The sequence below is a fragment of the Prevotellamassilia timonensis genome, from assembly GCF_900106785.1.
In the GTDB taxonomy this organism is placed as follows: domain Bacteria; phylum Bacteroidota; class Bacteroidia; order Bacteroidales; family Bacteroidaceae; genus Alloprevotella; species Alloprevotella timonensis.
Genome location: NZ_LT629843.1, coordinates 156,582 through 181,717, shown reverse-complemented (window position 1 = coordinate 181,717; position 25,136 = coordinate 156,582). Strand labels below are relative to the sequence as shown.

Annotated in this window: 9 protein-coding genes and 3 pseudogenes; 2 read left to right on the top strand and 10 right to left on the bottom strand. The window is 49.4% G+C overall.

What is annotated here, in order from left to right; all coding sequences use genetic code 11:
- Positions 1-119: 119 nt before the first annotated feature.
- Positions 120-3,824, top strand: coding sequence for a phosphoribosylformylglycinamidine synthase (purL, locus tag BQ5453_RS04800; RefSeq protein WP_071122349.1), 3,705 nt, complete (start codon positions 120-122; stop codon positions 3,822-3,824).
- A gap of 374 nt (positions 3,825-4,198) precedes the next feature.
- Entirely contained in the window at positions 4,199-9,880 is a 5,682-nt protein-coding gene (locus BQ5453_RS04795; protein ID WP_083361125.1) for a glycosyl hydrolase family 95 catalytic domain-containing protein, read from the top strand.
- A gap of 2,329 nt (positions 9,881-12,209) precedes the next feature.
- On the opposite strand, the gene BQ5453_RS14530 is transcribed toward BQ5453_RS04795, so the two are convergent.
- The 10 genes and pseudogenes from BQ5453_RS14530 to BQ5453_RS04750 all read right to left on the bottom strand — a co-directional run bounded on the left by BQ5453_RS14530 (position 12,210) and on the right by BQ5453_RS04750 (position 25,044).
- On the bottom strand, positions 12,210-12,437 hold the full coding sequence (locus BQ5453_RS14530) for a helix-turn-helix domain-containing protein (RefSeq protein ID WP_262503122.1): 228 nt from the start codon (positions 12,435-12,437) through the stop codon (positions 12,210-12,212).
- A gap of 68 nt (positions 12,438-12,505) precedes the next feature.
- A complete protein-coding gene (locus tag BQ5453_RS13920; RefSeq protein WP_235860033.1) occupies positions 12,506-13,336 on the bottom strand; it encodes a hypothetical protein in 831 nt (276 codons plus the stop codon).
- 7 nt (positions 13,337-13,343) lie between these two features.
- On the bottom strand, positions 13,344-13,607 hold the full coding sequence (locus BQ5453_RS04780) for a hypothetical protein (protein WP_235860032.1): 264 nt from the start codon (positions 13,605-13,607) through the stop codon (positions 13,344-13,346).
- Positions 13,604-13,819, bottom strand: coding sequence for a helix-turn-helix transcriptional regulator (locus tag BQ5453_RS04775; RefSeq protein ID WP_022251786.1), 216 nt, complete (start codon positions 13,817-13,819; stop codon positions 13,604-13,606). Before BQ5453_RS04775 ends, BQ5453_RS04780 begins: the two co-directional genes overlap by 4 nt.
- A gap of 224 nt (positions 13,820-14,043) precedes the next feature.
- A pseudogene (locus BQ5453_RS04770) lies at positions 14,044-15,054 on the bottom strand (DNA methylase); the annotation flags it as partial.
- A 103-nt stretch (positions 15,055-15,157) separates the two neighbouring features.
- Positions 15,158-16,843: a group II intron reverse transcriptase/maturase gene (ltrA, locus tag BQ5453_RS04765; RefSeq protein ID WP_049702337.1), complete on the bottom strand. Its 1,686-nt coding sequence runs from the start codon at positions 16,841-16,843 to the stop codon at positions 15,158-15,160.
- A 677-nt stretch (positions 16,844-17,520) separates the two neighbouring features.
- Positions 17,521-21,306, bottom strand: a pseudogene (locus BQ5453_RS13710) (DNA methylase); the annotation flags it as partial.
- A gap of 65 nt (positions 21,307-21,371) precedes the next feature.
- Positions 21,372-22,272 (bottom strand): annotated as a pseudogene (locus BQ5453_RS14750) (N-6 DNA methylase); the annotation flags it as partial.
- Positions 22,259-22,708 (bottom strand): DUF1896 family protein, encoded by a 450-nt coding sequence (locus BQ5453_RS04755; protein WP_071122345.1) that lies wholly within the window; start codon positions 22,706-22,708, stop codon positions 22,259-22,261. The gene BQ5453_RS04755 and the pseudogene BQ5453_RS14750, both read right to left, overlap by 14 nt.
- Positions 22,709-22,887: 179 nt before the next feature.
- Positions 22,888-25,044, bottom strand: a complete 2,157-nt coding sequence (locus BQ5453_RS04750; protein WP_071122419.1) for a type IA DNA topoisomerase — start codon at positions 25,042-25,044, stop codon at positions 22,888-22,890.
- Between the last annotated feature and the right edge of the window lie 92 nt (positions 25,045-25,136).

The window sequence follows — 25,136 nt, the reverse complement described above, 5'->3', positions numbered from 1 at the left end:
CGGAGGGGTGCGCAAATTTACGCTTTTTTGTAGCAGCGTCCAACAAAATACTTTGCGCACTCCGCTTTTTTCCCTAAATTTGCAGCATTATCGAAAATCATCAAAATCCTTACCACGATATGATATTGTTTTTTACAACTCCGCAGAAGAGCGTGATTGCCACTCAGGTAGATCACAAGCTCTCTGAGAACGAAGTGGAAGAACTGTGCTGGCTTTATGGCGGTGCCAAGCTTGAAGAGGCTGACGCGCTGAAAGGCTGGTTTGTAGGCCCCCGCCGTGAAATGATTACGCCTTGGAGCACCAATGCCGTAGAGATTACACAAAACATGAATCTCCGCGGCATTGCGCGTATTGAAGAGTATTTCCCTGTCAAGAGCGAAGAGGCCGATCACGACCCCATGTTGCAGCGTATGTACAATGGTCTTGATCAGGAAATTTTTACGGTCAATATCAAGCCTGCTCCCATTGAGTACATATCAGACCTCGAGAGCTACAACGAGCAAGAAGGCCTTGCACTTTCGCCTGCCGAAATTGAATATCTGCATGGCGTAGAAAAGCAGCTCGGCCGCCAGCTCACCGACTCTGAGGTGTTTGGCTTTGCACAAATCAACTCAGAGCACTGCCGTCACAAAATATTTGGTGGTTCGTTCATCATTGATGGCAAGGAAATGCCTTCGTCGCTCTTCGCCATGATTAAGAAGACGACCAAGGAGAACCCACACCATATTATTTCGGCCTACAAGGACAATGTGGCTTTTGCCCAAGGCCCTGTAGTGGAACAATTTGCCCCGGCCGACCACGCTACAAGCGACTGGTTCCGCGTTAAGGATATAGAGAGCGTTATCTCAATCAAGGCCGAGACGCACAACTTCCCCACCACCGTAGAGCCCTTCAATGGTGCGTCAACCGGTACGGGTGGCGAAATACGCGACCGTATGGGCGGTGGTGTCGGCTCATGGCCAATAGCCGGTACGGCAGTTTACATGACAGCCTATCCGCGCCTTGACGGTGGTCGCGAATGGGAGGACATTCTGCCCGTGCGCCAGTGGTTGTACCAGACTCCCGAACAGATATTGATCAAGGCCTCGAATGGCGCCTCAGACTTTGGTAACAAGTTTGGCCAACCCCTCATTGCCGGTTCGGTGCTCACCTTCGAGCATCAGGAGAATGGCGAGAAGTATGGCTACGACAAGGTTATCATGCTGGCAGGTGGTGTGGGCTACGGCACCAAGCGCGACTGCTTGAAAGGCACCCCGCAGAAGGGTAACAAGGTTGTTGTGGTAGGTGGCGACAACTATCGCATCGGTCTCGGTGGCGGCTCAGTAAGCTCTGTCGACACCGGCCGTTACAGCAGTGGCATCGAACTCAACGCCGTGCAGCGCGCCAACCCCGAAATGCAGAAGCGTGCCAACAACCTGGTGCGCGCCTTGTGCGAGGAGGACGTCAACCCCGTAGTATCTATCCACGACCACGGTTCGGCAGGCCACGTTAACTGCTTGAGCGAGTTGGTTGAGGAGTGCGGTGGACAAATCGACATGACCAAGTTGCCCATTGGCGACCCCACACTCTCGGCCAAGGAAATCATTGCCAACGAGAGCCAGGAGCGCATGGGCTTGCTCATACAAGAGGAGCACATCGAACACGTGCGTCAAATTGCCGAGCGCGAGCGCGCCCCGATGTATGTGGTGGGCGAAACCACTGGCGACGCACACTTCTCGTTTGTACAGGGCGACGGCAAGCGTCCCTTCGACCTCGATGTGGCACAAATGTTCGGCCACTCACCCAAAACGGTGATGGTAGACGAAACCGTTGAACGCAAATACAAGGACGTGACCTATGATGTCACCCACCTCGACAGCTATATTAACCGCGTGCTGCAGCTCGAGGCTGTAGCCTGCAAGGACTGGCTCACCAACAAGGTTGACCGTTCGGTAACGGGTAAGGTGGCTCACCAGCAAACACAGGGCGAAGTGCAGTTGCCGTTGTCAGACTGTGGCGTGGTGGCACTCGACTACCGTGGCCGCAAGGGCATTGCCACCGCTTTGGGTCATGCGCCCCAGGCTGGTTTGGCCGACCCCGCAGCCGGTTCGGTGCTCTCAGTGGCCGAGTCGCTCACCAACATTGTGTGGGCACCGCTGAGCGAGGGACTCGACAGCGTGTCGCTCTCGGCCAACTGGATGTGGCCCTGCCGCAGCCAGAAGGGTGAGGACGCCCGTCTGTACAAGGGTGTTGAGGCCCTCAGCGACTTCTGTTGCGCACTCGAAATCAACGTGCCCACTGGCAAGGACTCGCTTTCGCTTTCGCAGCAATATCCCAATGGCGAGAAAATCATTTCGCCGGGCACCGTTATCGTAAGTGCCGGTGGCGAGGTGAGCGACATTCGCCAGGTGGTGTCACCCGTGATGAAGAACGATGCCAAGAGCACCTTCTATCACATCGACTTCTCGTTTGACCAACTCCGTCTTGGCGGCTCAGCCTTTGCGCAGAGCCAGGGCTATGTGGGCAGCGATGTGCCCACGGTTAAAAACCCCGACTATTTCCGCGAGGCATTCAACGCCGTGCAGCAGCTCGTTAAGAAGGGCTGGATAATGGCCGGTCACGACATCTCGGCAGGTGGCCTTATCACCACCCTGCTCGAAATGACCTTTGCCAACACCGAGGGCGGTATCGACGTCAACCTCGACAAGTTCAAGACCGACGACTTGGTACGCGTGCTCTTTGCCGAAAATCCCGGCGTGGTAGTACAGGTGGCCGACAAGCACAAAAAGGACTTCAAGGCCCTGCTCGACGATGCCGGCGTGGGCTATGTCAAGATAGGTAAACCCGCCGAGGAGCGTCAAATCATGGTAACCCTTGGCGATGCCACCTACCAGTTTGGCATTGACTACCTGCGCGATGTGTGGTACGAAACATCATATTTGCTTGACACCAAGCAGAGCATGAACGGTTGTGCCAAGCAGCGTTACGAAAACTACAAGCAGCAGCCGCTTGAGTATCATATCCACCCCGAGTTCACAGGCAAGTTCAGCCAGTTTGGCCTCAATCCCGACCGCCGCGAGCCTTCAGGCATCAAGGCAGCCATCATTCGTGAGAAGGGTACCAATGGCGAGCGCGAAATGGCCTATGCCCTCTACTTGGCAGGCTTCGATGTGAAGGACGTGATGATGACCGACCTTATCAGTGGCCGCGAAACCCTCGACGAGGTGAACATGATTGTGTTCTGCGGTGGTTTCTCTAACTCCGACGTGCTTGGCTCGGCCAAGGGTTGGGCTGGTGCCTTCCTTTACAACCCCAAGGCCAAGGAAGCCCTCGACCGCTTCTATGCCCGCGAGGATACCCTTTCGCTCGGTGTGTGCAACGGTTGCCAGCTTATGGTAGAGCTCAACCTCATCAACCCCGACCACAAGAAGCGTGCCCACATGTTGCACAACGACTCGCACAAGTTTGAGAGCGCCTTCCTCGGTGTGACGGTACCCACCAACCGCAGCGTGATGTTCGGTTCGCTCTCGGGCGACAAGCTCGGCATCTGGGTGGCTCACGGTGAGGGCAAGTTCAGCCTGCCTTATCCTGAGGACGACTACAACGTAGTGCTCAAGTATTCGTACGATGCTTATCCCGGCAACCCCAATGGCTCGTCATACAGTGTGGCAGGTATTGCCAGCCCCGATGGCCGCCATTTGGCCATGATGCCGCACTTGGAGCGTGCCTTCTTCCCCTGGCAGACAGCCTACTATCCCGAAAACCGTCAGGCCGACGACATCACTCCGTGGATGGAGGCCTTTGTCAACGCCCGCAAGTGGGTTGAGGCCAAGTTGGGAAAATAAAAAGGGTTGACAAGTTGACGGGTTGACGAGTAAGTATGTCCGGCACTACCGAAAGGCAAAGTGTGGAAATCTGTCAAACTTACCCGTTCCCCCTTCACCCTGTTCCGCTGTCAACTAATAAATCCTATAAATAAGCGCATTGCATCTCATTTTGTATTGCAAAATGGGGCGTGATGCGCTTATTTGTCAATAGTAAGTACACAGCTTTGCGCTTGTTTTATCAGATGTGGCTTAAAGCCCGTACCTAAGTATTTGTATATCAAACGCTTTTTCGTAATTTTGCCGAACTTTTAAGACAATCATGCGTAAGCGTGACATTTGAACTTCAGATGAAAACAACAACAATCTAATAATTACCAATCACAACAAACTCTATGAGAAGATTTTCACTTTTCTTATTTGCGTTGTTCGCCCTGCTGATGGGCGTCCCGCCACAGGCTGCCTTTGCCGAAGCCGGTGACGTGGTGACCAACCTCAGCAATTTGAGCAATAGCAAAGTTTACAACATCAAGAGTGTGCGTGGCTATCTGCTGTATAGTGCAAACTATACGGACAAGCTGGCTGGTAGCGCAGGTTCTGGCGTCAAGGATGCCGGTACTGCCAGTGCCACAGCCGCCGCACAGCAGTTTGCCATCTACACAGTAGGCGGCAAGCACTTCCTTTACAGCGTGGGTGCCAAAAAATTCGTGTCGTCGAACGGCAATTACGAAAGCACACCCAACACAGAGCTGTCAATTGCAGCTACGGGCAATGCCAACTATCCTTGGGCGTTAAAGCTCGGTTCAAACACCATCAATATGCAAGCAAGTGGCGGTGAAGCGTCTGGCTGCGTAGTTAACAGCTGGGCTACTGCCGATGATGGTAACTGCCTGGCGATTGTGGAGGCCACACTTGACGAGGCTACAGACATTGAGTCGCCGATGCAAACGACAGAGATGCTTCAAATTAAGTATGCAGGCTGTGTAGAACAACTTAAGATTGCCAATGGAATAAAGTTTTTCTATCATGACGTCTCAAGCACTATAAATGGCTTGCCCACTACGGCTCCCACCATTAAAGAAGAACTCGAAACCGCCATTGCCAATTTGCAGACCACAATCGATGGCTTGAACTCTGCCGAAGGCGTGCTTGGCACCGACCTCAACGGCAAGACACTCTTCATCGGCAACTTGCTGCACAGCAAGATGTACATGAGTGCACAGGTGAAGAACGGCAGCAATGTGCTCGGCTCTGATGAGAGCGGTTGGCAGGCCAACCACGCCTGGGTATTTGAAAAGGCCGACAAGGACAACACCTATTATATAAAGAATGCCGAGTCGGGCATGTATATAGGTGCAATTCCTGCTAAGAATGACGTATGCGTCCCCCTCGTGGCCGACAAGGCGTCTGCACAAGTTTACACCGTGGCTTATGCCGGCAAAAACGGTTATTGCAACATCTATGTTGAAGGCGGAGAAGCCAACCGCAATGCCTTGCACATGGTTAACTGGAACGGTGTGGTACGTTGGGAAACAGCTGCCGAAGCCTCAAAATTCCGTTTGGAAGATGCAACCGATGTGCTTGCCGCTTACAACAAGTACTACACTGTCAAGGTGGCCTCGGGTGGCTATCTTAACGCTGAGGACAACAATGTAGTGTTGAAAGGCTCTTCAGTAGCCGGTCTCAATTATTGCTGGCACGTGGTGAAGATGGCTGACGGCACTTACCGCTTCATCAATGCCAAGAATGCAGGCAAGGTGCTCGCCAGCAATGGCAGCGAGGGTGATGCCCGCGCCACCCTGCAGAGCCCGGCCCTCACAAACTACGATGCCACTTATACCACTTACTTTGACGGTTCTATCAAGCTCGACGGCAGCGGTGTAAGCCAGGTTAAGTTGGCTGGCTCTGCCCACAACTACTGGAACAAGCGCGGCGACAACCTCGGTCTTTGGAACAGTACTGCAGCCGGTGACGGCGGTGACGCAGGTTCAAACTTCACATTCGCCGAAGTACAGCCCTCTGACGACATTCTCTATGCCGAGTACAACACTGTACAGCCCGGCACACGTCCTACCGACATCAGCAAGTATGCCCTGTGGTACAATGTGCCCGTGGCCAAGACCGGTGTGAGCGACACCTGGATGGAATACGCCCTCCCCTTGGGCAACGGCCAGCTTGGCGCCACAATACGCGGCGGCATCTTCAAGGACGAACTCCAGTTCAACGAAAAGACCCTCTGGCAGGGCGGCACAGGCAATGGCGGTGGCGAGAACAACTCGCGCGGCTGGTACCAGAACTTCGGTTCTGTAATGGTGACCGACATGAGCAAGGCATTCTCATTTGCCGACGACACCAAGCCTGTGAAGGACTATGTGCGCTACCTCGACATCATCAATGGTGTGGGTGGTGTAAACTACAAGAGCAGCGACGATGCCACCACTTACAGCCGCCGCTACTTCACTTCAGCCACCGACAAGGTGCTCGTGGCACACTACGAGGCCAAGGGTACCGACAAGCTCAACCTGAAGGTGACTTTCATGCCCGACAACCAGATTGGTGCCGGCAGTGTGACTTACGCCAATGGTGGTGCAACCTTCAGCGGCAAGATGACCCTCGTGTCGTACAATGCTGCCTACAAGGTACTCGCCAGCGATGGCGCAACCATCACAACCGACAATGAGGGCATTCACGTGTCTGGCGCAGAATGGGTGAACGTGTTCCTCGCTGCCGCCACCGACTTTGATGCCACTAAGGCCGGCTGCAAGAGCGGTGCCACTGCCGACGACATTGCCGCCACCGTGCAGGGCCGCCTCACTGCAGCTACTGCAAAGGACTACACTACCTTGCTCAATGACCACGTGGCCAAGTTCAGCGGCTACATGAACCGTGCCGACCTCAACATTGCCGAGGCTTGCACAGACAAGACTACTGAGGGACTCCTCACATATTACAATGCCGCCGCTGCCAACAAGAGCACTGCCGATGCTTACTACCTCGAGAGCCTCTACTTCCAGTATGGCCGTTACATGACGGTAGCAGCCAACCTCGACGGTTCAATCCACGCCCCCAGCAACTTGCAGGGTATCTGGAACGACCGCTCGAACACCGACTTCTGGCACTGCGATATCCACGCCGACATCAACGTACAGATGAACTACTGGCCCGCTGACCCCACCAACCTCAGCGAGATGCACCTGCCCTTCCTCTACAACATCATCGACCTGGCTTCGGCTCCCAATTCTCCCTGGGTAGCTTTGGCACAGAAGGTCAAGAGTGGTGCCAAGGGCTGGACGATAGCTGTTGAGAACAACATCTTCGGTGGCACTTCAACCTGGGAAAACAGCAACATGAAGGCACTCGGTGCCTGGTATTGCGACCACCTGTGGCGCTACTACAAGTACACGCTCGACCGCGACTTCCTTAAGAAGGCACTTCCCGTAATGTACCAGAATGCCCTCTTTACCAAGAGCATCGCTACAAAGAATACCGATGGCCAGTATGTAATTACAGGCGAATGGAGCCCCGAACACGGTGAATGGAACCAAATCACAGCCTTTGCCCAGCAAACAGCTTATCAGGGCTTGAAGGACTTGTTCGAAGGCTATGCCGAACTCGGTAGCGAATCACCCGTTACTGCAGCTCAGATGGCTGAGCTCGAAGACCTTTACAACAACTTTGACAAGGGTGTGTGGATTGAGAACTACAATCCCGGCGGTGTAAATTGGTCAGAGGCCAAGCCCTGCATCTCAGAGTGGAAGAACCTTCCCCTTTCAGATCCCGATCACCGTCACCTCTCACACCTCATGTGCCTCTACCCCTTCAACCAGGTAAGCGCATTTGCCACAGACGCTGACAGCGTGAAGCAGTTCCAGGCAGCTTACAACGGCATGATTGCCCGTAAGGGCGACGTGACCGGTTGGTCAATGGGCTGGCAGACAAACACCTACGCCCGTTGCCTCGATGGTGACAAGGCTCACTACAACTTGCAGCGCGCTTTGAAGCACTCTGGCTCTTACGGTGTACAAATGAGCAATTATGGTGGTTGCTACTACAACCTGTTCGACGCACACTCACCCTTCCAGATCGATGGTAACTATGGTTGCACCAGCGGTGTGGCCGAAATGCTGCTCCAGAGCTACGACGACGTCATCACAATCCTTCCCGCCCTGCCTTCGGCATGGAAAAAGAATGGTAGTGTGAAGGGTCTCAAGGCCCAGGGCAACTATACGGTTGACATCACTTGGGCTGGCGGCAAGGCCACCGATGTGACCATCACCAACAACTTGCCAGCCGACCGCACAGTTGCAGTGCGTATGGGCAACGAAGTGACCACTTATGCCATACCCTCTAAGGGCACGCTCCACCTCAGTCAGGCTGTGCTCAGCGGCCAGGAAACGCCGCAGGGCTTAAAGGTATCGGGTGCCCCCGCAGCCGGCAAGTGGGCCGACGACACACAGTGGTATATGATAAAAGTGGCCGATAATGCACAGCCCAATGCGGGCTACTTGACAACAGCCAATGTGCAGAACGGCAAATTGTGCACCGACGCCAGCCTGCTGCCCACTACCGACGAGGCACTCTGGTGCATTGTGGGCAACGAAAACACTGGCTACAAATTCTACAACAAGGCTGCGGGCACATCACAGTGCTTAGGTTTTAACGATGGTGCCAGCATGTATGCCGCCACAAGCGCAGAATCAGGTGCCACATTGGTCTATAACATGGCCTCTTCAACAAGTGTAAAGGCTGGTTCGTTGGCAGTGTGTGTCAAACTGCACGGACAGGCTGGCAATGCGTGGTGGAACAGTGCAACGGCCGCTGGTGACAAGATGCTGAAAGCCGAGGTTGATGCCAACTCAACCACGGCCACCATTGGCAACGCCTTCTACTTTGTTCCCGTAGCTGCCATAGCCGATGCCCCCACGGCCACTTCGCATTATATGACGGTGGTGGCAGAGCAAAAGGTGGTTGATTTGTACAACACCCTGCCCAATGTGCCCGAACTCTGTGCCAGCGAATTGGCACAATGGGAGGCATCGCGCTTCGACCTCACACTGTCTGACGGCGCTTATAAAGCGTATGTTGACAAAGCCAGGCAGTATGCCGACAACACCTATTTTACACTGACCAACTGCAACACGGGCAACGCGCTCAGAGTGCTCGCTGCCGGCAGTGCCGCAACTGCCAATGTGGCAGTCAACGCCAAGCTCTCTACCGCCTCAGCTCTTTGGAAGTTTGTGGCCGACGCCACAGCCTTCAAACTCTATAATGTCAACACCAAGTTGTATCTCGGTGCATTAAAGTCGCAGGCCGACAATGCCACTACCGACATGGCCGACCAGGCTCAAGGTGCCTTGTACACCATAAGCAAGCTTACCGATGGCAGTGTCAAAGGTTATGTGCTCTGTGACGAGAGCGGTGCTCAGATTAATTTGGAGGACGATGGCCGCGTGGTTGCTTCAACCGCCCAAACGCGCAATGCCGATGCTGCAACGTGGGCTGTAGAACCAGCCACCTCATTCGAGCTGAAGCTCAACGTGGTTAATGACAAATCATACGCTACGGCCTACCTCCCCTTTGGCGTAAGTGCCGTAAGTGGTGCCAAGGCATACACAGCGGGCATTCCCGAAAATGGTCAAACCCTCATGAGCGAGGTTCAGAACTTTGCTGCTGAAACCGGTGTGCTCTTTGTAAGCAACGATGCCTTGGCAAAGGCGCTGCTGACCATTGGTCAGGGCGAAACTCAGACAAGTGCCTTGACGGGTACGCTGATGCCCAAAGACATTGCAGGCAAGCAGACCAACTATTTGGTGTTTGGCCGAAACAATGCTGACTTGAGCGAAGTAGGTTTCTTCGAACCCACAGTTGCCACTATCCCTGCAAACCGTGCTTTCTTTGACGAAGCCTATGGCTCAGCCATCGCCCTTAACTTTGGCCAGGTAACAGCGGTCGATAAGGTAACAGGCAGTCATGCTGTTGTCAACACGCCTGTTTACGACCTCGCAGGTCGTCGCGTGATGAACCCCGTAAAGGGTGGTCTTTACATTCATAATGGTAAGAAGTTAGTAATTAAATAACTCATCTGCAAGTTAATTGCACGTACAACAAATGAAACGACAATATACAACACCCAAGAGCATCTCGGTTTGCTACCTTGAACCCTTGTAACCCCTTTGCGAATCACCCAGATTCAATACTGGGCATTCTAACAAGACCGAAGATGTATTTAGTAACGACAAAGTGTGGAGCGACAGCAATTGGAGTTCCGACGAAGATTAAAACGACCTCTGTACACGTTTTCGCCTCCTTTGCTTTATAAAGGAGCACTTGTGCAAATGTAATAGACAGGCTGACGCCGTAGCGCTGCAAATAGTGGCGCTATGGCGTCAGCTTTTATGTTAATAAGCAGACGTCTGCACAATAATCTCAACCTCTAATGGGGGCGACGCGTCTCGCGTCGGAAAAATGCAATGTCCATATACTAAACAACACTAATTACACGCCAGTCAGTGAGCCTTTGCCTTAATGCCCGACGCGGGACGCGTCGCCCCCATTAGAGTTAGCGTTTCGTGCTTGCGTTCATTCGCTTGGCTACATCTCAAAAACAGATATTAGCACTCGCGCAACCCACCCGAAAGGTTATATTGCAAATTGCCTGCATCTTGCACTTTTTGCCTGCACTGCACTGATTATCAATTTATTACGGAGTGTAGGTAACCTCATTTTTTGCCTACACACTGCCTGCACTACCTGCACTTTTTGCTTGCACTACCTGCACTTTTTGCCTGCACTACCTACACTTTTTGCCTGCACTACCTACACTTTTTGCCTGCACTACCTGCACTTGCCTGCACACCGTCTGCACTTATCTACATTTGCTTGCACTCTCTTCATTATACACGTCTGCACCTGTTTGCATGATGGGGCATACCATTCACACTTTTCGGCATAAGGGGAGCGATTTTTGGATTAGAGCAACCGAAACGACTACCTCCCGTAATTGTTTAACCGTCCGCGTGCGGACGTTGCGTCATGCTGCGTGATAGCAGAACGGCGGAAGCGTTGGTGTGCAGATAAGTGCAGAGAAAAGTGCAGGCAGCGTGTAGGTAAAAAATTATGCTACCTACACACCGTAACAGACTGAAAATCAGTGCATTGCAGGCAAAAAGTGCAAGGTGCAAGCAAATAGTGCAATTAAAGAAATATGGGTAAGACGTGGCGCAGAATATGGTTGTGTATACATTGGTTGTACGGTAAAACTATTATGATATTACAGCACACGGATCGCACGGATCGCACTGATTTTTTGCTGCGTGCTTTAGCCACACGGAGATGACGGAGTTTACGGATACAGTGAGCATTGCATGCTCACCTCGCTACTTGCTCGTTGTTAGCCTATTGTTTGTTAGTGGGCCTTATTGCATAATCTGTGCTCACGTATTTCACTACGAGCACGTTGCGGGCAAATAGCGAGGTGAGCATGCAATGCTCACGGTATCCGTAAACTCCGTCATCTCCGTGTGGCTAAATCACGCAGCAAAAAAATCCGTGTTATCGGTGTGATCCGTGAGCCATAATAATATCAGAATAGTTTTGCCGTACAGCACATATTATGTAAACAAATATCACCTCTGCTCACTTGCTTGTCAGGCGTTAGCACCCGGCAGTTGGCACACGCGCTACGGCATCAGCTCATTTGCGTATCTGTGCTGTTTCGGTCCAACTTTCCTTCCTGCAAGGAAAGATTTCGCCAAACTTTCCGTCCCAGAAGGAAAGTTTGTCCGATATTTTCCTTCTGAGACGGAAAGTTGCTATATTTGCACAAACATAAATACCTGTTGGTGGAATTCTTGGTTAACAGGTTAACTTGTCAATTTGTTTACTAATTCCACCAACGTGAAAGCCTTACAATAACAAGGGCGTGCAGTAGAGTGATTGCACGCCCTTGCTATGTAATTAAGTGCGCCATTACTACAAAAAGCGGTAATCGTAAGCGCATTAACATACTTTTACCCCCCCCCCAAAAATGGGTATTCCGCAAAACGTGTGTATATTTGCGTTATAAATAGTGTATGTATCTGCGCATCAGTGCATTTCGAAATGCACACAAATATTAGATAGGACAGATAGGACAATACAGTATGACGCAGAATGGTTGTATATTTGTCCAAGAGTTTAAGAACCTTATGCAAGTTAACACTTAGCTCGACTATCGGATTCAGCTTGGGCTTTCTCCGTCCTTTCATGGCACAAAAATAGTGTTTTTCATGTAAAAAAGGAGGCGCATTCCCCTGTCAATGTGTCTACTTCCTATGTTTTAGGTGTCTACTTCGTAGGAAGTAGACACCCATTTTAACGATTTATTCCCTTTTATTATGCGTTTTTCTGGTATTTATTGAAAAATGGTTAATCCTGTTTTTCATCATCTGGGGCTGCATTTGCAACTTGTTCTTCTCGCCATTCGGTAGGCGTACAACCTTCCTTTGACTTGAATATCCTGTACAGATAGGTACGGGCAGAGAAGCCACATTCGGCAGAAATAATGTCATTACTATAGTCTGGAAATTCAAACATCATCTTCTTTGCCGCATTGAAACGTATATCACCAAGCCATATTCTGAATGTAGTTTTCAGTTACTGGTCGAAGAATACAGATAACTCATCCTTGGAGATACAAAGTGTGCGAGAAAGCGTCAACATGTTTACATTACAATCCTTATAGCCCAAATCCATACACCATTGGTCAAGACTGTTTTGGATAAAGTTTCTGCGCTCCTCAGACAATTGATGTAAAGTTTTTTCTCTCTGCTTCGTTGATTTTCCTCTTCTTTATCCAATAGCTCTTCTGTTGGAATATAACTGCTGCCGAGAGCGATAAACGTAAGGTTGAAGAACAGCAAGGCAAGCAATACGGCTGGACCTACTATATATAATAAGGTAGTAGAAAAGATGGCAACTGGCATAGCGAGAACTGCGAGCCATAGAATGATTACACTTGCACGCGAATATTTCACGTAAGGCAACAAATCAGTTGCCGCCATTGTCTCCAACATATTTTTACGCCTAATCATCTCCTGAATAATCATGTATATGCAATAGAAAACACTTACGCAAAACAGAGTCAGCATCAGATAAAGCCCTCCTCTGATATACAGGCTATGATGGAGATTGATACCCACGCAAAAGACCACAATGATGGCAGCATAAATACCACTGCACATCAGTATCATCTTTCTGAGGTTAGCACGGGTGGTTTCTATGTTGTAGATTCCTATGGAGATAAGCGAGAAGCAGGGGGTATAGAGGAGGATGTTGATGACCGCCCCCAGATTATCGTGCATAGCACGGAACCCGAAAGTCATCTGCAGCACATATTGTATCGCCAGTCCTATCAGGGCAGCAACGATCATCCATCGAGAACGCTCATACCGCTTGTTCTCCCATCTTACATGCAGATGAGAGAGTGCTACGATGAAGGCATTGATGAGCATGAATATGAAGCATGCAAACTGAAATAGAAATAATGAATCCATACGCTTCTTATCTTTTGTTTACTTTCTTGTATTTTTGATTACTTGCTGTAGGATTATCTGGATTAGTCATCTGCAAATATCCTGCTGCAACAAGGGAGGTGATGTATTTGGCTATATTGTCATTATTCATAAACGTGACATTAACATCTTCATCAAGTGCACGAGTGATACCGCTACCCACACCGGTGTAATATTTGTCGAGAATGCGTTCCTTGAACTGCACCCCCGACACCTCGCCAGCCTTTATCTGTTTCAATATATCGTCCATCATTCTTTGATACATTCTTTGTTCAACAAATCGTTTACATCCACTTTCAGCAAATCAGAAATCCGTATTAAGGTTTCCAAGTCTGGTTGGCAAGTATTGGTGCACCATTTAGAAATGGTTGCTTGGTCTTTACCCAACATTTCTGCCAACCACTTGTTTGAGCGCTTGGTTACTGCCAACATTATCTTCAATCTGTTTACATCTTTCTTTGCCATACATTATTATAAAATAAGTGAATACGCTTGCAAAAGTACGAAAATTATTCTAAATATCGCTGTGATATTTCCAAAAAGTTTGTTTCAAAGGCTATTTATTGAAGATTTCGCCATTTTTAGATAAAAACAGGGGTATCTTATTATGATAAAAACATCAAGATACCCCTATATATAATAAGGTGTCATAACCGACAGAAGGAGCGTGCTTGTTTTCCAACTATGCTTTGTTCTGTTTCTATATTCTTTGTTTCGTGTTTTTCAGCAGTATCTTGCTCCTGTGGTGGTGCCAATTCTAACTGTATTTTCCTGTCCAACGCCGCCAGTTCCGCTTTCAGATCTTTCAGTTCTTCCTCTTTCTTCCAAGTTTTGCCAGCTATCTCTTCCAGTTGCGGTATCTCTTTCTCCAAAGCCTTGCATCTTGAATCATACTGCTCAATGTAGCTTGGTATCTTCTGTAAGGCATTCAGAAAGTTGTTTGCCGCTGCTATCGGGTCCGACTTGGCGACATGTCCGTTGTTGTACTGATACTTGTAATGGCCCTCAACAACAAAGCGGTTATCAACGAAGGGAAGACCGCTCTCAAAGCTTGTCTCGCTCACAACCTTGATAGGGATACCATAAATTGCACCTATTTCCTTGTATTCCCCATCTGTCCTTTCCGTTTTTGCCATCCTTTGAAGCTGTTTGCCTATCACTTCCAGATTATTGGACTCGAGACCGTTAAGGGTGATGAGATTGAGTATATTCCCGTCCTTGTCCTTCTTTGCCAGACTCATAAACTTGTCATAGTCCGCTGTCATGCCTTTGAGTATAGTCCGATTGCCGTCCAGCTCTTCTGACTTTGATTTCAGTTTCAGTTCCGAGTCACGCCTGCCCCTGTTAAACGATTTGCGCTCACCCTCCAAGGATGCAATCTTCTTCTCCAGCTTCGCCTTGTCAAGCAAGTCGGTATTTCCGGAGAGAATAGCCATATACTCGGAAAAATTCATGCCCGATTTCTCGTCCATCGCTCCCTCGTCAATGGTTCTCGCTCCCAACGCACCGCTTTTCAACTGTGAAATGAATGTCTGCTTACAGTGCAGGAGGTTGAACTTGTAAGAGTCAAGTGATTTTTCCACCGCATAGATGATAATGTCCACCTTATTGTCAGCGTATAACTTAGCTATCTCGTTGCCAGCACGAACTCCACGACCATTGCGTTGTTCAAGATCTGATGGACGATCGGGTAGGTCAAGGGCATTGCTGCCCTCTTCCCCCCTAAGAACCGTACATGAGAGTTTCCCCTCATACGGCTCAAGCTTTTCTAAGCCTCTGTTTGTATGCAGAGACCGGCTCAAACTACTTCTTGTTTCCATTTGATTTGCGGGATAATTTAAAACATTCATCATGAACCAACAGATTGCATTTCTTTCCGTTTTGAACGGTTGGCATGACATTCCATGCCTTGTGCGTATCAATAGGCTCACCGCATATAGGACATTTGCGTCCTTGCTTTTCCCATAGGTACAGCAGTGACTTGCGTCCTTTTAGCGTAACAAGCATTTTCGACTTCTTTCTTTTATAGAAGTACAGACGACAGTCTGCATCAAACGGGTTCATGTCTCCTTTAATCTGCGTGTATTGCAGGAATGGAAACGATGAAGTCAGAGACAATAATGTCAATTGGTCTTCCTTTCCGTTTGGTTTCTTGAATTTTGAAGCGAAAGTCCATTTGTTCCCTCGAATGTCATGCCAATATCGGTCTTTTATCCACCGTTTCCCTTTCTTGGAATGACGGCGTTTTGCCCATTGCCATAGTGAGAGGAATATCTGATGGTCGATTCTGTGAAATGAATCACGTGTCGCTCCATGCTGATAATAACCTCCCCATCCTCGGATTTTAGAGTTCAACATTCTGATTAACGACTCCTGTCTGCAACCCTTGTTCTCCTTAATTACCTTACGGATATTCTCCATAAAGCGTTTCTCGGATTTCTTTGTCGGCTTGGTCAATATGTCCTTGCCGTATTTGCGGATATTAAAGCCAAGAAAATCAAAACCGTCATGCACGTTGGTTATCACCGTCTTTTCCTCTGATAAGGTCAGACCTCTTTCAGACATAAATTCAGCAACCAATGGCTTGATTTCATTTTCAAGAGTTTCCTTGTTCTCGCAAGTGATGATAAAATCATCCGCATAACGTACAAGGTTCACCATTGGTGAATACAACTTACCATTAACATGATGGCGCTTATATCTATCTGCAAGAGCTTTCTGCAATCCGTCCAAAGTCATATTGGCAAGTGTCGGAGAAATTATACCACCTTGCGGTGTTCCTTCCTCGGTCGGGAACATTTGCTTGTTGAAAACATAGCCACATTTCAACCATTTTCGGAGTATTGCCTTATCCATTGGGATATTGGCAAGTAACCACTCATGGCTGATATGGTCAAAACACCCTTTTATGTCACCCTCCAAAATCCATTCGGGAGAATATCCCTTTCGGAGAATGTTATGACATTGCTGTATTGCATCCATACAGCAGCGTTCCTTGCGGAAACCGTATGAACGAGTATCAGCTGTAGTTTCTGATACAGGCTCCAATGCCATAAGATAGAGTGCTTGCATGGCTCTGTCTTTCATTGTCGGTATTCCCAACGGTCGCAGTTTGCCGTTGCTCTTCTTGATATGAACTCTTCTCAGCGGCATTGGCTGGTAGCCTCTGCGTTTGAGTTGGGTTATTGCTTGCATTTTAGCTTTAGGGGTATCCCATATTTCTTTGTCAACCCCAGGAGTACAACCACCCCCGTTAGAAGTAACCCTCTTTACGGCTAAGGCTTTTGCGTAAAAAGAGTGGGTAAGCGTCCATTGCAAGGCTTTCACCTTGTTATGTCTGCCTTCCTTCTGAGCCTTTACAATACGAGCTTGAAGCTTCTTAACAGCTTGCTCCGCCTTAGTCCAGTCTATTCTGTCCCAATTTGATTGCAGGTTGTCAGTCGGCGCACACGATTGGTCGAGGAGATTTTCTTTGATTTTATCGTTCATTTGCATTCCTACTTTAAAAAGTTCTAAAAGTTTATTGTAAAGAATTACCATTTGGCTAATGTTGGGTATTTGCCTCCCAAACATTACCACAGAAGTCTGCCCACTTTCGTGGTAGGTTGATGTTGTCCCTTGTCAACTCGTGATAAGTGGCTCAAACCCTATCCGTCCCATTACAGAACGGCATTCGCTTTCTCTGTTATCTTATACCTGCACATCATTCAGCATCCATTACTTTCAGCTTACCTGTCTTTTGTCTGACAGGAGATGTACAGGCTTACCATGTTCCACATAGATAACTAACGGATAGGTTAGGTCCTGTCTCATCCTCCGACGGTCTTTACATCCGTGTAATCCTACCATGGAGAGGATTATCTGACCGCATCCCATTTTGGGTAGAGTGTATCAGTATCTTGCACTCTTTTACGACATTACGAAGTTTACTAACAGTTCGCTTACGCTAACCATACTATCCAGCCTCGCCACTCTACGGTATGATACTAACCATACTTGACTTCCCCTCACGGTTCTGTCTTGTCTTGTGAAAGCGTACTTTGTCCCGACCGCTTAATACAACATTAAGGTGCATCGGTCGGTAGGCTACCGCTGACGGAACAGCGGGTTAAAACTGATACTTAAAGTATCATTCCAACAATTATCTATGCGACTTCATGTCGCACCCACGGTGTGTCCAAATGATGAATAGCAACACACCTTTTTTGTGCATTTACGCCTGTACCTAACATAGATGTGGAGCCGAACAATACTCGTACCGAACCCTCGTTCATGGCTGCTATCACCGCCTTTCTTGCCCTCTCGTTCTTGCACTCCTGAATGAAGCGGATTTCAGACGACGGTATGCCGTAATCCTCTATCAGCTTACGCTTGATTTCAGAATACACGTTCCATTCGCCCGGTCGATATGTTCCCAAGTCTGAGAACACGAACTGCGTGCCCTTATGACCGTCGTAACGGTGATAGTAGTCGGCTATCATCTTGGCACAATGGCTCGCCTTGTTGTCGGGATGGTCCTCACAAGTCGGGTCTATCATGCGCATGTCGAGAGCCATCTTTCGGGCATAGTCCGTGGCTATGAGCATCTTTGCCTTCTCTTCCGTTTCTGACAGTGGCAGTCTGCCGAGGATGGTGGCATCACCCGTCTTGGCAAACTCCATCAGCTTTTGGATGAAGTCCTCCTGCTCGGGTGTCGGTGGTATGTTATGAAGAATCTCGTTCTTCTGTGGTCTGTCCACACCAACTGCCTCCGCCGTGCGATAGTCGGTTATCTCGTTGTAGAAAGCAGCAAGCTCCGGTACCTTGATGAAGTATCGGAAACGTTCCTTCTGTACGATGTTGTTGGTGACGTTAAACTCGAAGTCGGTAGTTTTCTTGGCGAAGATTGCCGCCCACGCATCGAAACAGCGGATGTCCTGAAGCTCCAGTTCCTTGGGGCGCAGGTACTTGAAGAGCAGATACAACTCAGTCAGTGAGTTACTGATGGTTGTTCCCGACAGGAATGTCGCTCCAAGATCTCTGCCTGTCCGCTCCTGTATGGTACGGATAGCAAAGAGCATGTTGAGTGCCTTCTGGCTTCCCTCGCTGTTGCCAAGTCCTGCCACACGGTCGTGACGGGTGTTGAACATGAGGTTCTTGAACTGGTGGCTCTCGTCCACAAACAAGTGGTCGATGCCCATCATGCGGAAATCCACTACATCATCGGTGCGCTGCTCGATGCTGTAGGCTATCTTCTGCAACTTCACCTCCAGATTCTGCTTCCGCTTTTCCAAGCCTTTGAGCATTCCCCTCGACACGTCTTTGCCCTGCGTACGTATCACCTCCAAGTTTTCCTCCACGGTATCAAGCTCCGCCTGCAGTATCTGCCGTTGGAGTTCTGGCGATTGCGGTATCTTCCCGAACTGGTCATGCGACATGATTACACAGTCATAGTCGTTGTTCTTGATGTTGTTGAAGAAACTGACACGGTTCTTGGTGGAAAAGTCCTTCTCCGAGGCATAGAGTATCCTCGCATGGGGATAAGCTGTCTGATAGGTGGCGGCTATCTCCGCCACATTGGCTTTTAGTCCGATAATCATCGGCTTGTGAGCCATACCGAGGCGTTTCATCTCATGCGCAGCCATGCACATGATGAGGGTTTTGCCAGTACCGACCTCGTGATCACATATCCCGCCGCCGTTCTGCAAAAGCATCCATACACAGTCCTTCTGACTTGGGTACACACTCTTGACACCATACTTTCCGCCAAGGGCTTTCAAGTCCAAGCCGGGGAAGGTCTGGTGAGAACCGTCATACTTCGGACGCACGAAGCAGTTAAACTTCCGGTTGTACATTGTGGTCAAGCGTTCCTTAAAAGAGTCAGACTGCTCCTCCAGCCATTCAGTGAACCCGTTGCGGATTTCGTCAATCTTGGCATTGGCGAGCTGTATGCCCTCGCTGTCACGCACCTTGATGTCGTTGCCGTGTTCATCCTCACCGATGCTCTTCATCATGTCGGGACAGGTGTTGTGCAGGGCATGTTTCAGAAGACTCATGCCGTCATAGTGGCGGTAATATCCCTTCACCATATACTCATCCGTGATGGCCATGGTCTTCATACTGCATTTTGCCGAATATTCGTCCATGCTGTCGGAATAGACGATGCTGACCTGTGTATTGAATAGGTGGCTCATGTAAGCGGAATACACACCTGTAGGTATCCAACGCTCACCGAAGTTGAAGTCCAGGTCCTCAAAGGCTATCGGTTCGGGAATGCTTGCCTTCAAGGCTTCCAACGACTCCCTCACGATTGCATGGTCTGGATTTTCCTTCAGCCATTCTTCTATACGCTCCGCTTTCTCTATGACATTGCCAGCAATGAAGCGGTCGGCTATCTCGTAGCCGTCTATGAGCGGATTGTAATAGATGCGCCCTTTAAGCGCTTCCGTCAGTTCCGGTTCCGGCATATCCGATAATTCTGTCATATACGGCAAGTCGATACGGCCGAACTTGTTGAGTGAGGCGGTGAGCGCTTCCTCTGGAGAATCCACATGACTGACCTCGTCAAGCGAAAAAGAGACCGGGTGGTCGAAGATGTCTGACTTTGTGAACTGTCCGTTTTCTACCCGTTCCAACGACAGCATGTCGCGCCCTGAGGCATCCATGAGGATGAACTTCACGTTCTGCTTGGCATTGAGGTTGCCGAAGCGGATGAAGAAAGCGTCATAATAGACATTCAGACTCTCACGCATCTGCTTGTTTTCCGTCTGTTCTTCCGCTTCATAGGTGTAAAGTTTCTGATAGGCATCACGGAGGGCGATATACAAGACTGCCTTTTCTTTCTGCTCCATATTCAGATCCAACGGCATGAAGGTAGCACCATACTTGGTAAGGTCTTTCAATACACCGACGTTTCTGGCAGAGTCGAGCACCATAGAACCCTCACGATGAAAACAATCCAGTTTCTCATCAAATGGACGGGGCTTCATAGCATCCTCTTTCTTCTTTGCCAGCTCTTCTCGCTTTCTTTCTTGCTCTTTTTGTTGTTCCCGCTCATGATCTGTTTCTTTCAATGTGTTCTGAGTCTTGGAATCTTCTTTTGCCTCATTCCCTTTCGACTGCTCATGCCCGATTTGAACTTTAAGAACTTCTATCGGCTCCATCGGCGGCTTGAACTTCGGATCAAGCGTATCTTCAACGCCCAAAGCCTTGAGTTGTTCCTGACGGTGCAGTTCCGCCTTTTGGCGCAGCAGCACCCTGTCTTCGGGAGCCATGGTCATCATCATCTCGTAAAAGCCGTTGATTGGCGGATTCTCTTCCCAAGAGATGCTTGCGTATGGCTCATCCCCAGACAGGATTGGTTTTGTCTCCTGTGCTGTTTCCTGCTCTTTTGCATCTGTCAACGAAGGCTTTTCTTCTTTTTCCACAGGCTTTGTCACAACTTCAAAAGTCGGATTTACGCTTTTTACCAACGGACTTGCTCTCTTCCTTGACACTTTCTTGGCGGCAGCACCCACTGTTACCTCTGCTTTCTTCTTCGTAGAATGGACAATCAGACGTTTTTCTTCTTCCATTCCCCAAAGGTCAAACAGAGTCATTTGGACTGGCGGTTGCTGATGATTGAACTTTTGGGATAGCTCTGCATCATCAGTAGGCTTTTCCTGCTTTTGCAAGGATACTACCGTAGCGTTCTGCTTTTCCTCAATGGAAGGCTTTATCTTCTCTGTTTTTTCTATCTTTTCTGTTTCTTTAACCTCCTTAACTTCCTCTGCCTTTGTTTCCTCTATCCCCAAGTATCGGTTCAAATTGAGGTTCTTCTTAAAGTCTTCATGGAGCATCTTTCGCAAATCCTCTGCAATGCCTTCCACACCATCCTCATGCGTGTATATCATTGCAGGCTTGCCGAACGGGTCAGTATCCAACTTTGCTGTTGTATGGATAATGCGTTCCGGATGCTCCAGAAAGTAGTTGTTTGTCGGAATGCGGTTCTCGTCATTATAGACAGTATCAAGCAGGTTGTCGTCTCCTCGCAGCGACTCCTTTTGGGTATTTTTCTGCAGAATGATGAGGTCACTGCCCACTTCCGTATTGGCATTTTCCGTGAACAGGTTGTTGGGAAGACGAATCGCTGACACGAGATCAGCATGATAGAGCATCATAAAACGCGCGGCACTGTTATTTTTGGCATTCAATACGCCTTGTGAGGTGATGAAGGCAACCAACCCACCATCCCTTACCGTATCAAGAGCCTTGACAAAGAAGTAGTTGTGTATGCGTCTGGTGACAAGTGCCCTCATGCCTTTCATGGCTGTATAAGACGGATCAAATACGGCAACATCGCCAAAGGGAATATTTGAGATGGCGAGGTCGAAGTAGTCATTGAAAGGCTTTTCTATCTTCTCGAATCCCTCTATGCGCACTTTCTGCTCCGGGTGCAGATGGCGGAGTATCTTTCCCGTAAGCAGGTCTTTTTCAAATGCCATAATGTCTGCCTTGGAATTGTTATCCAAGACGGAATCGACAAAGGCACCGATGCCTGCCGAGGGTTCAAGCACCTTTTCGGGGATAATCTGATGCTCTTTCAACACATCCGCCAGAGCCTCCGTAACGGCTGACGGCGTGTAGAATGCCGTGAGGACAGACTGTTTCAGACTGTCCATCAACTGTTTGTACTCGCTTTCATTCTTGCTGTTTTCACGGATAAGTCTATGCAGCTCCACTGTTGGAGCAAACAATTCAAGGTCTGACTTTGCCCAATGGACGGCATCCGCCAGTTCCCTGGCAGGGTTCAGGATGCACTTCAATCCACCGAATCCGCAGTAACGCTCCAGAAGGAGACGCTCACGGGCAGTCGGCGTGCGCTGTTCCCTGTCAAGGATGAATGCTGTCTCTATCGCCTTGATGTTGTCGTTCAGCCGTTGTTTTCTATTGTACGCCATTTGACTCTATGAAAAGGGCTACGGCTCCAGTCAACTCTGTATAGAGCTGGTCGTAGTCCGGTGACTGGGCAAAATCGTCATCGGTGAGGTCGTAAATGGAATACACGTTGTCAACCAGAGACAGGAGGTTCTTGACAAACGCTTCCTGGTCTTCTACTGCTACCTCCAGGGGAAACTCACGGTCAACTACATCGTACAGGATGCTGTACTTGGAAAAGCGGAGACCTTTCAGCAATGCTGACATGGCAAGCTCTTGTGCCGCATCGGCAAAGAGGGCATCACGCCGTGCCTGCTCATATACTTCTGCGGCATGGTCAGCACGTTCGCGGATAAAGTCCGCATCGTTGGCTTGTGGAAAACGGTTCTCTCTGAGGTGGTTCAAGAGGTACAGTCCGTAATAGGACAGTTCTGTCTGTGCCTGTTTCTTTCTGTTCATTTGTCTGTTGAATGGATTAAGTGGTGAATAATAAACCGTGGATGGCGGTTGATGTTTGTTGAAAGCAAGAAAAAGGCACTCGGTATCCCTCCGAGTGCCGCCACTTAATCCACAGTAAATAAAAGCATCCTGAATCAAGACACCATTTATGAACCATGTTTCGGTGGCAAAGATACAAACTATTTCTTGTATCTCTTCACATTTCCTCGCTTTTCTGCTGTTTTGCGCTCTGCAAAGACGAATTTCGTGTTGAAATTCTCGTCAAAGGCTATGGCTGCGGAGAAAGGTTTGCCTTGCTTACTGATAAAACCATTGAGCGTTCTGGTCTTGCCCTTGGTAAGCAAGTCGGTGATGTCGGCATCAGTGAGCAACTTTCCTGCTACCTGCTTGAACACTGGCATACCGCACTCCTTGTTGCTGCATCTTACTACCTTTCCGAAGAACTGCATGGTACCTTGCTTGCATTTAGGACACTGGCAGCCGGAATCCTTGTGGCTGAAAAGTCTGTCACAACCTAACAGCTCCGCAGTGATTTCACGGGTATAACCTTCGATACTATGGGTGAACCCGTCTGCACTTGCTTCACCTCGTTCAATCTTGGCAAGTTCCGCCTCCCATTTGCCCGTCATCTCCACATTGGCAATCGCCATGTTCTTCACCACGGAATGCAGGGCGAGTCCTTTTTCCGTCGGCACAAGTTTCTTCTGCTGGCGCACCATATACTCTCGTTTGAGCAAGGTCTCGATGATGGCGGCACGTGTGGCAGGTGTGCCAATACCGCTGTCCTTCATTGCCTGGCGCATCGTATCATCTTCTATCTCTTTGCCTGCGGTCTCCATTGCTGCAAGCAATGTGGATTCCGTATGCAATGGCTTCGGTTTGGTCTTGCCCTCCGTGATGGTGCAGCCAGAAAGAGTGATATGCTGTCCTTCTTGCCAGTTGGGAATGAATTGCTCCTTGACCTCATTGTCTGTTGCGTCTGCATCCTTGTCCTGCCTTTTGTTCTTTTCCTTGAGCGACAACGCTCGCCAGCCAGTCTGTCGGATGATGGAGCCACTGATGCCAAATTCGACTTCATGATCCACTTGCGCCGATACGGATGTGATGTCCTTGATGCAGTCTGCCGAGAACGCTTCAATCATCCGGCACAATATCATGTCATAAACGATCTTCTCGTCCTTGAAAAGACCAATGGCTGCATTTTCTGTGATGAGCAGGGCATGGTGATCGGTCACCTTGGCGGCATTCACGCTGTTCTTGCAGTAGTCCTCACTGCCAGGCAAGAGTTTCACTTTTTCTCCATATTCCGAATGATTCTCCAGATTCTTGAAGAGTTTGGGAAGGGTGGCAAATACATCATCCGAAATATAGCGGCTTGATGTTCTTGGATAGGTGATGAACTTTGCCTCGTAGAGTTTCTGGGCGATGGAGAGTGTATGCTCTGCCGTGAAGCCATGCTGGGAATTGGCTTCTTTCTGCAAGGTGGTGAGGTCGTAAAGGAGCGGTGCCTTCTCCACCTTTCGCCTGGTTGCGATCTTTGTGATGATGACAGAACCTGTTTCTTTCACCTTATTATATATATCGGTTGCGGTAGCTTTGTCTGTCCAGCGGTTGACTGATGTGAACTTCAGTATATTGCCACTGTCTGCATCAACCACACCGAAGTGTACCTGCCAGAACGGTTTCGACTCGAAACGCTTGTGTTCCCAATAGCGTTCGCACACCATGCCAAGGGTCGGGGTCTGCACACGACCTACGGAATAGGTGCCACGTCCTGCAGCTATCGTCAGGGCTTGTGTGCCGTTGATGCCGACGAGCCAGTCTGCCTCACTTCGTGCCTTGGCTGCATGATAGAGATTGTCATACTCCTTGCCGTCCGTGAGGTTCTGAAGTCCCTCACGGATGGCGGTGTCCGTAAGCGAACTGATCCAGAGACGGTCGAAAGGCTTCCTGCAACCGAGATACGCATAGAGGTATCGGAAAATCAACTCTCCCTCACGTCCGGCATCGGTTGCTACGATAATGCGCTCACTGCTGTCAAACAGCTTGCCGATAATTTTAATCTGGGCAAGCACACCTGCATCTGGTTTGTAGCCGTTCTCAGTCTTGACTTGTCGGGGAACAAGAACGAACGGGTCGGGAATCACAGGCAGATTCTCTGCATGGAATCCCTTCATGCCGTAGGTTTCCGGCATGGCAGGCTGCACTAAATGTCCGAATGCCCATGTCACATAATAGCCATTGCCCTGCATATAGCCTTCCTCACGCTTGTCAGCTCCTACAATGTGGGCGATTTCCTTGGCTACACTTGGTTTCTCTGCGATGATTGTCTTCATTGTCTGTTGTTTTTGTGACATCCGCAACCATGGGATAGACGGTCGCAGATGTCGGTTGTTATGATGGATGATTAACTCTGTGGATCAAGTGG

What these genes read in the sequence shown, in the direction of transcription:
- purL (WP_071122349.1), top strand. Translation starts at nt 120, where the DNA reads ATGATATTGTTTTTTACAACTCCGCAGAAGAGCGTGATTGCCACTCAG.
- BQ5453_RS04795 (WP_083361125.1), top strand. Translation starts at nt 4,199, where the DNA reads ATGAGAAGATTTTCACTTTTCTTATTTGCGTTGTTCGCCCTGCTGATG.
- BQ5453_RS13920 (WP_235860033.1), bottom strand. Translation starts at nt 13,336, where the DNA reads ATGGATTCATTATTTCTATTTCAGTTTGCATGCTTCATATTCATGCTC.
- BQ5453_RS04780 (WP_235860032.1), bottom strand. Translation starts at nt 13,607, where the DNA reads ATGATGGACGATATATTGAAACAGATAAAGGCTGGCGAGGTGTCGGGG.
- BQ5453_RS04775 (WP_022251786.1), bottom strand. Translation starts at nt 13,819, where the DNA reads ATGGCAAAGAAAGATGTAAACAGATTGAAGATAATGTTGGCAGTAACC.
- ltrA (WP_049702337.1), bottom strand. Translation starts at nt 16,843, where the DNA reads ATGAACGATAAAATCAAAGAAAATCTCCTCGACCAATCGTGTGCGCCG.
- BQ5453_RS04755 (WP_071122345.1), bottom strand. Translation starts at nt 22,708, where the DNA reads ATGAACAGAAAGAAACAGGCACAGACAGAACTGTCCTATTACGGACTG.
- BQ5453_RS04750 (WP_071122419.1), bottom strand. Translation starts at nt 25,044, where the DNA reads ATGAAGACAATCATCGCAGAGAAACCAAGTGTAGCCAAGGAAATCGCC.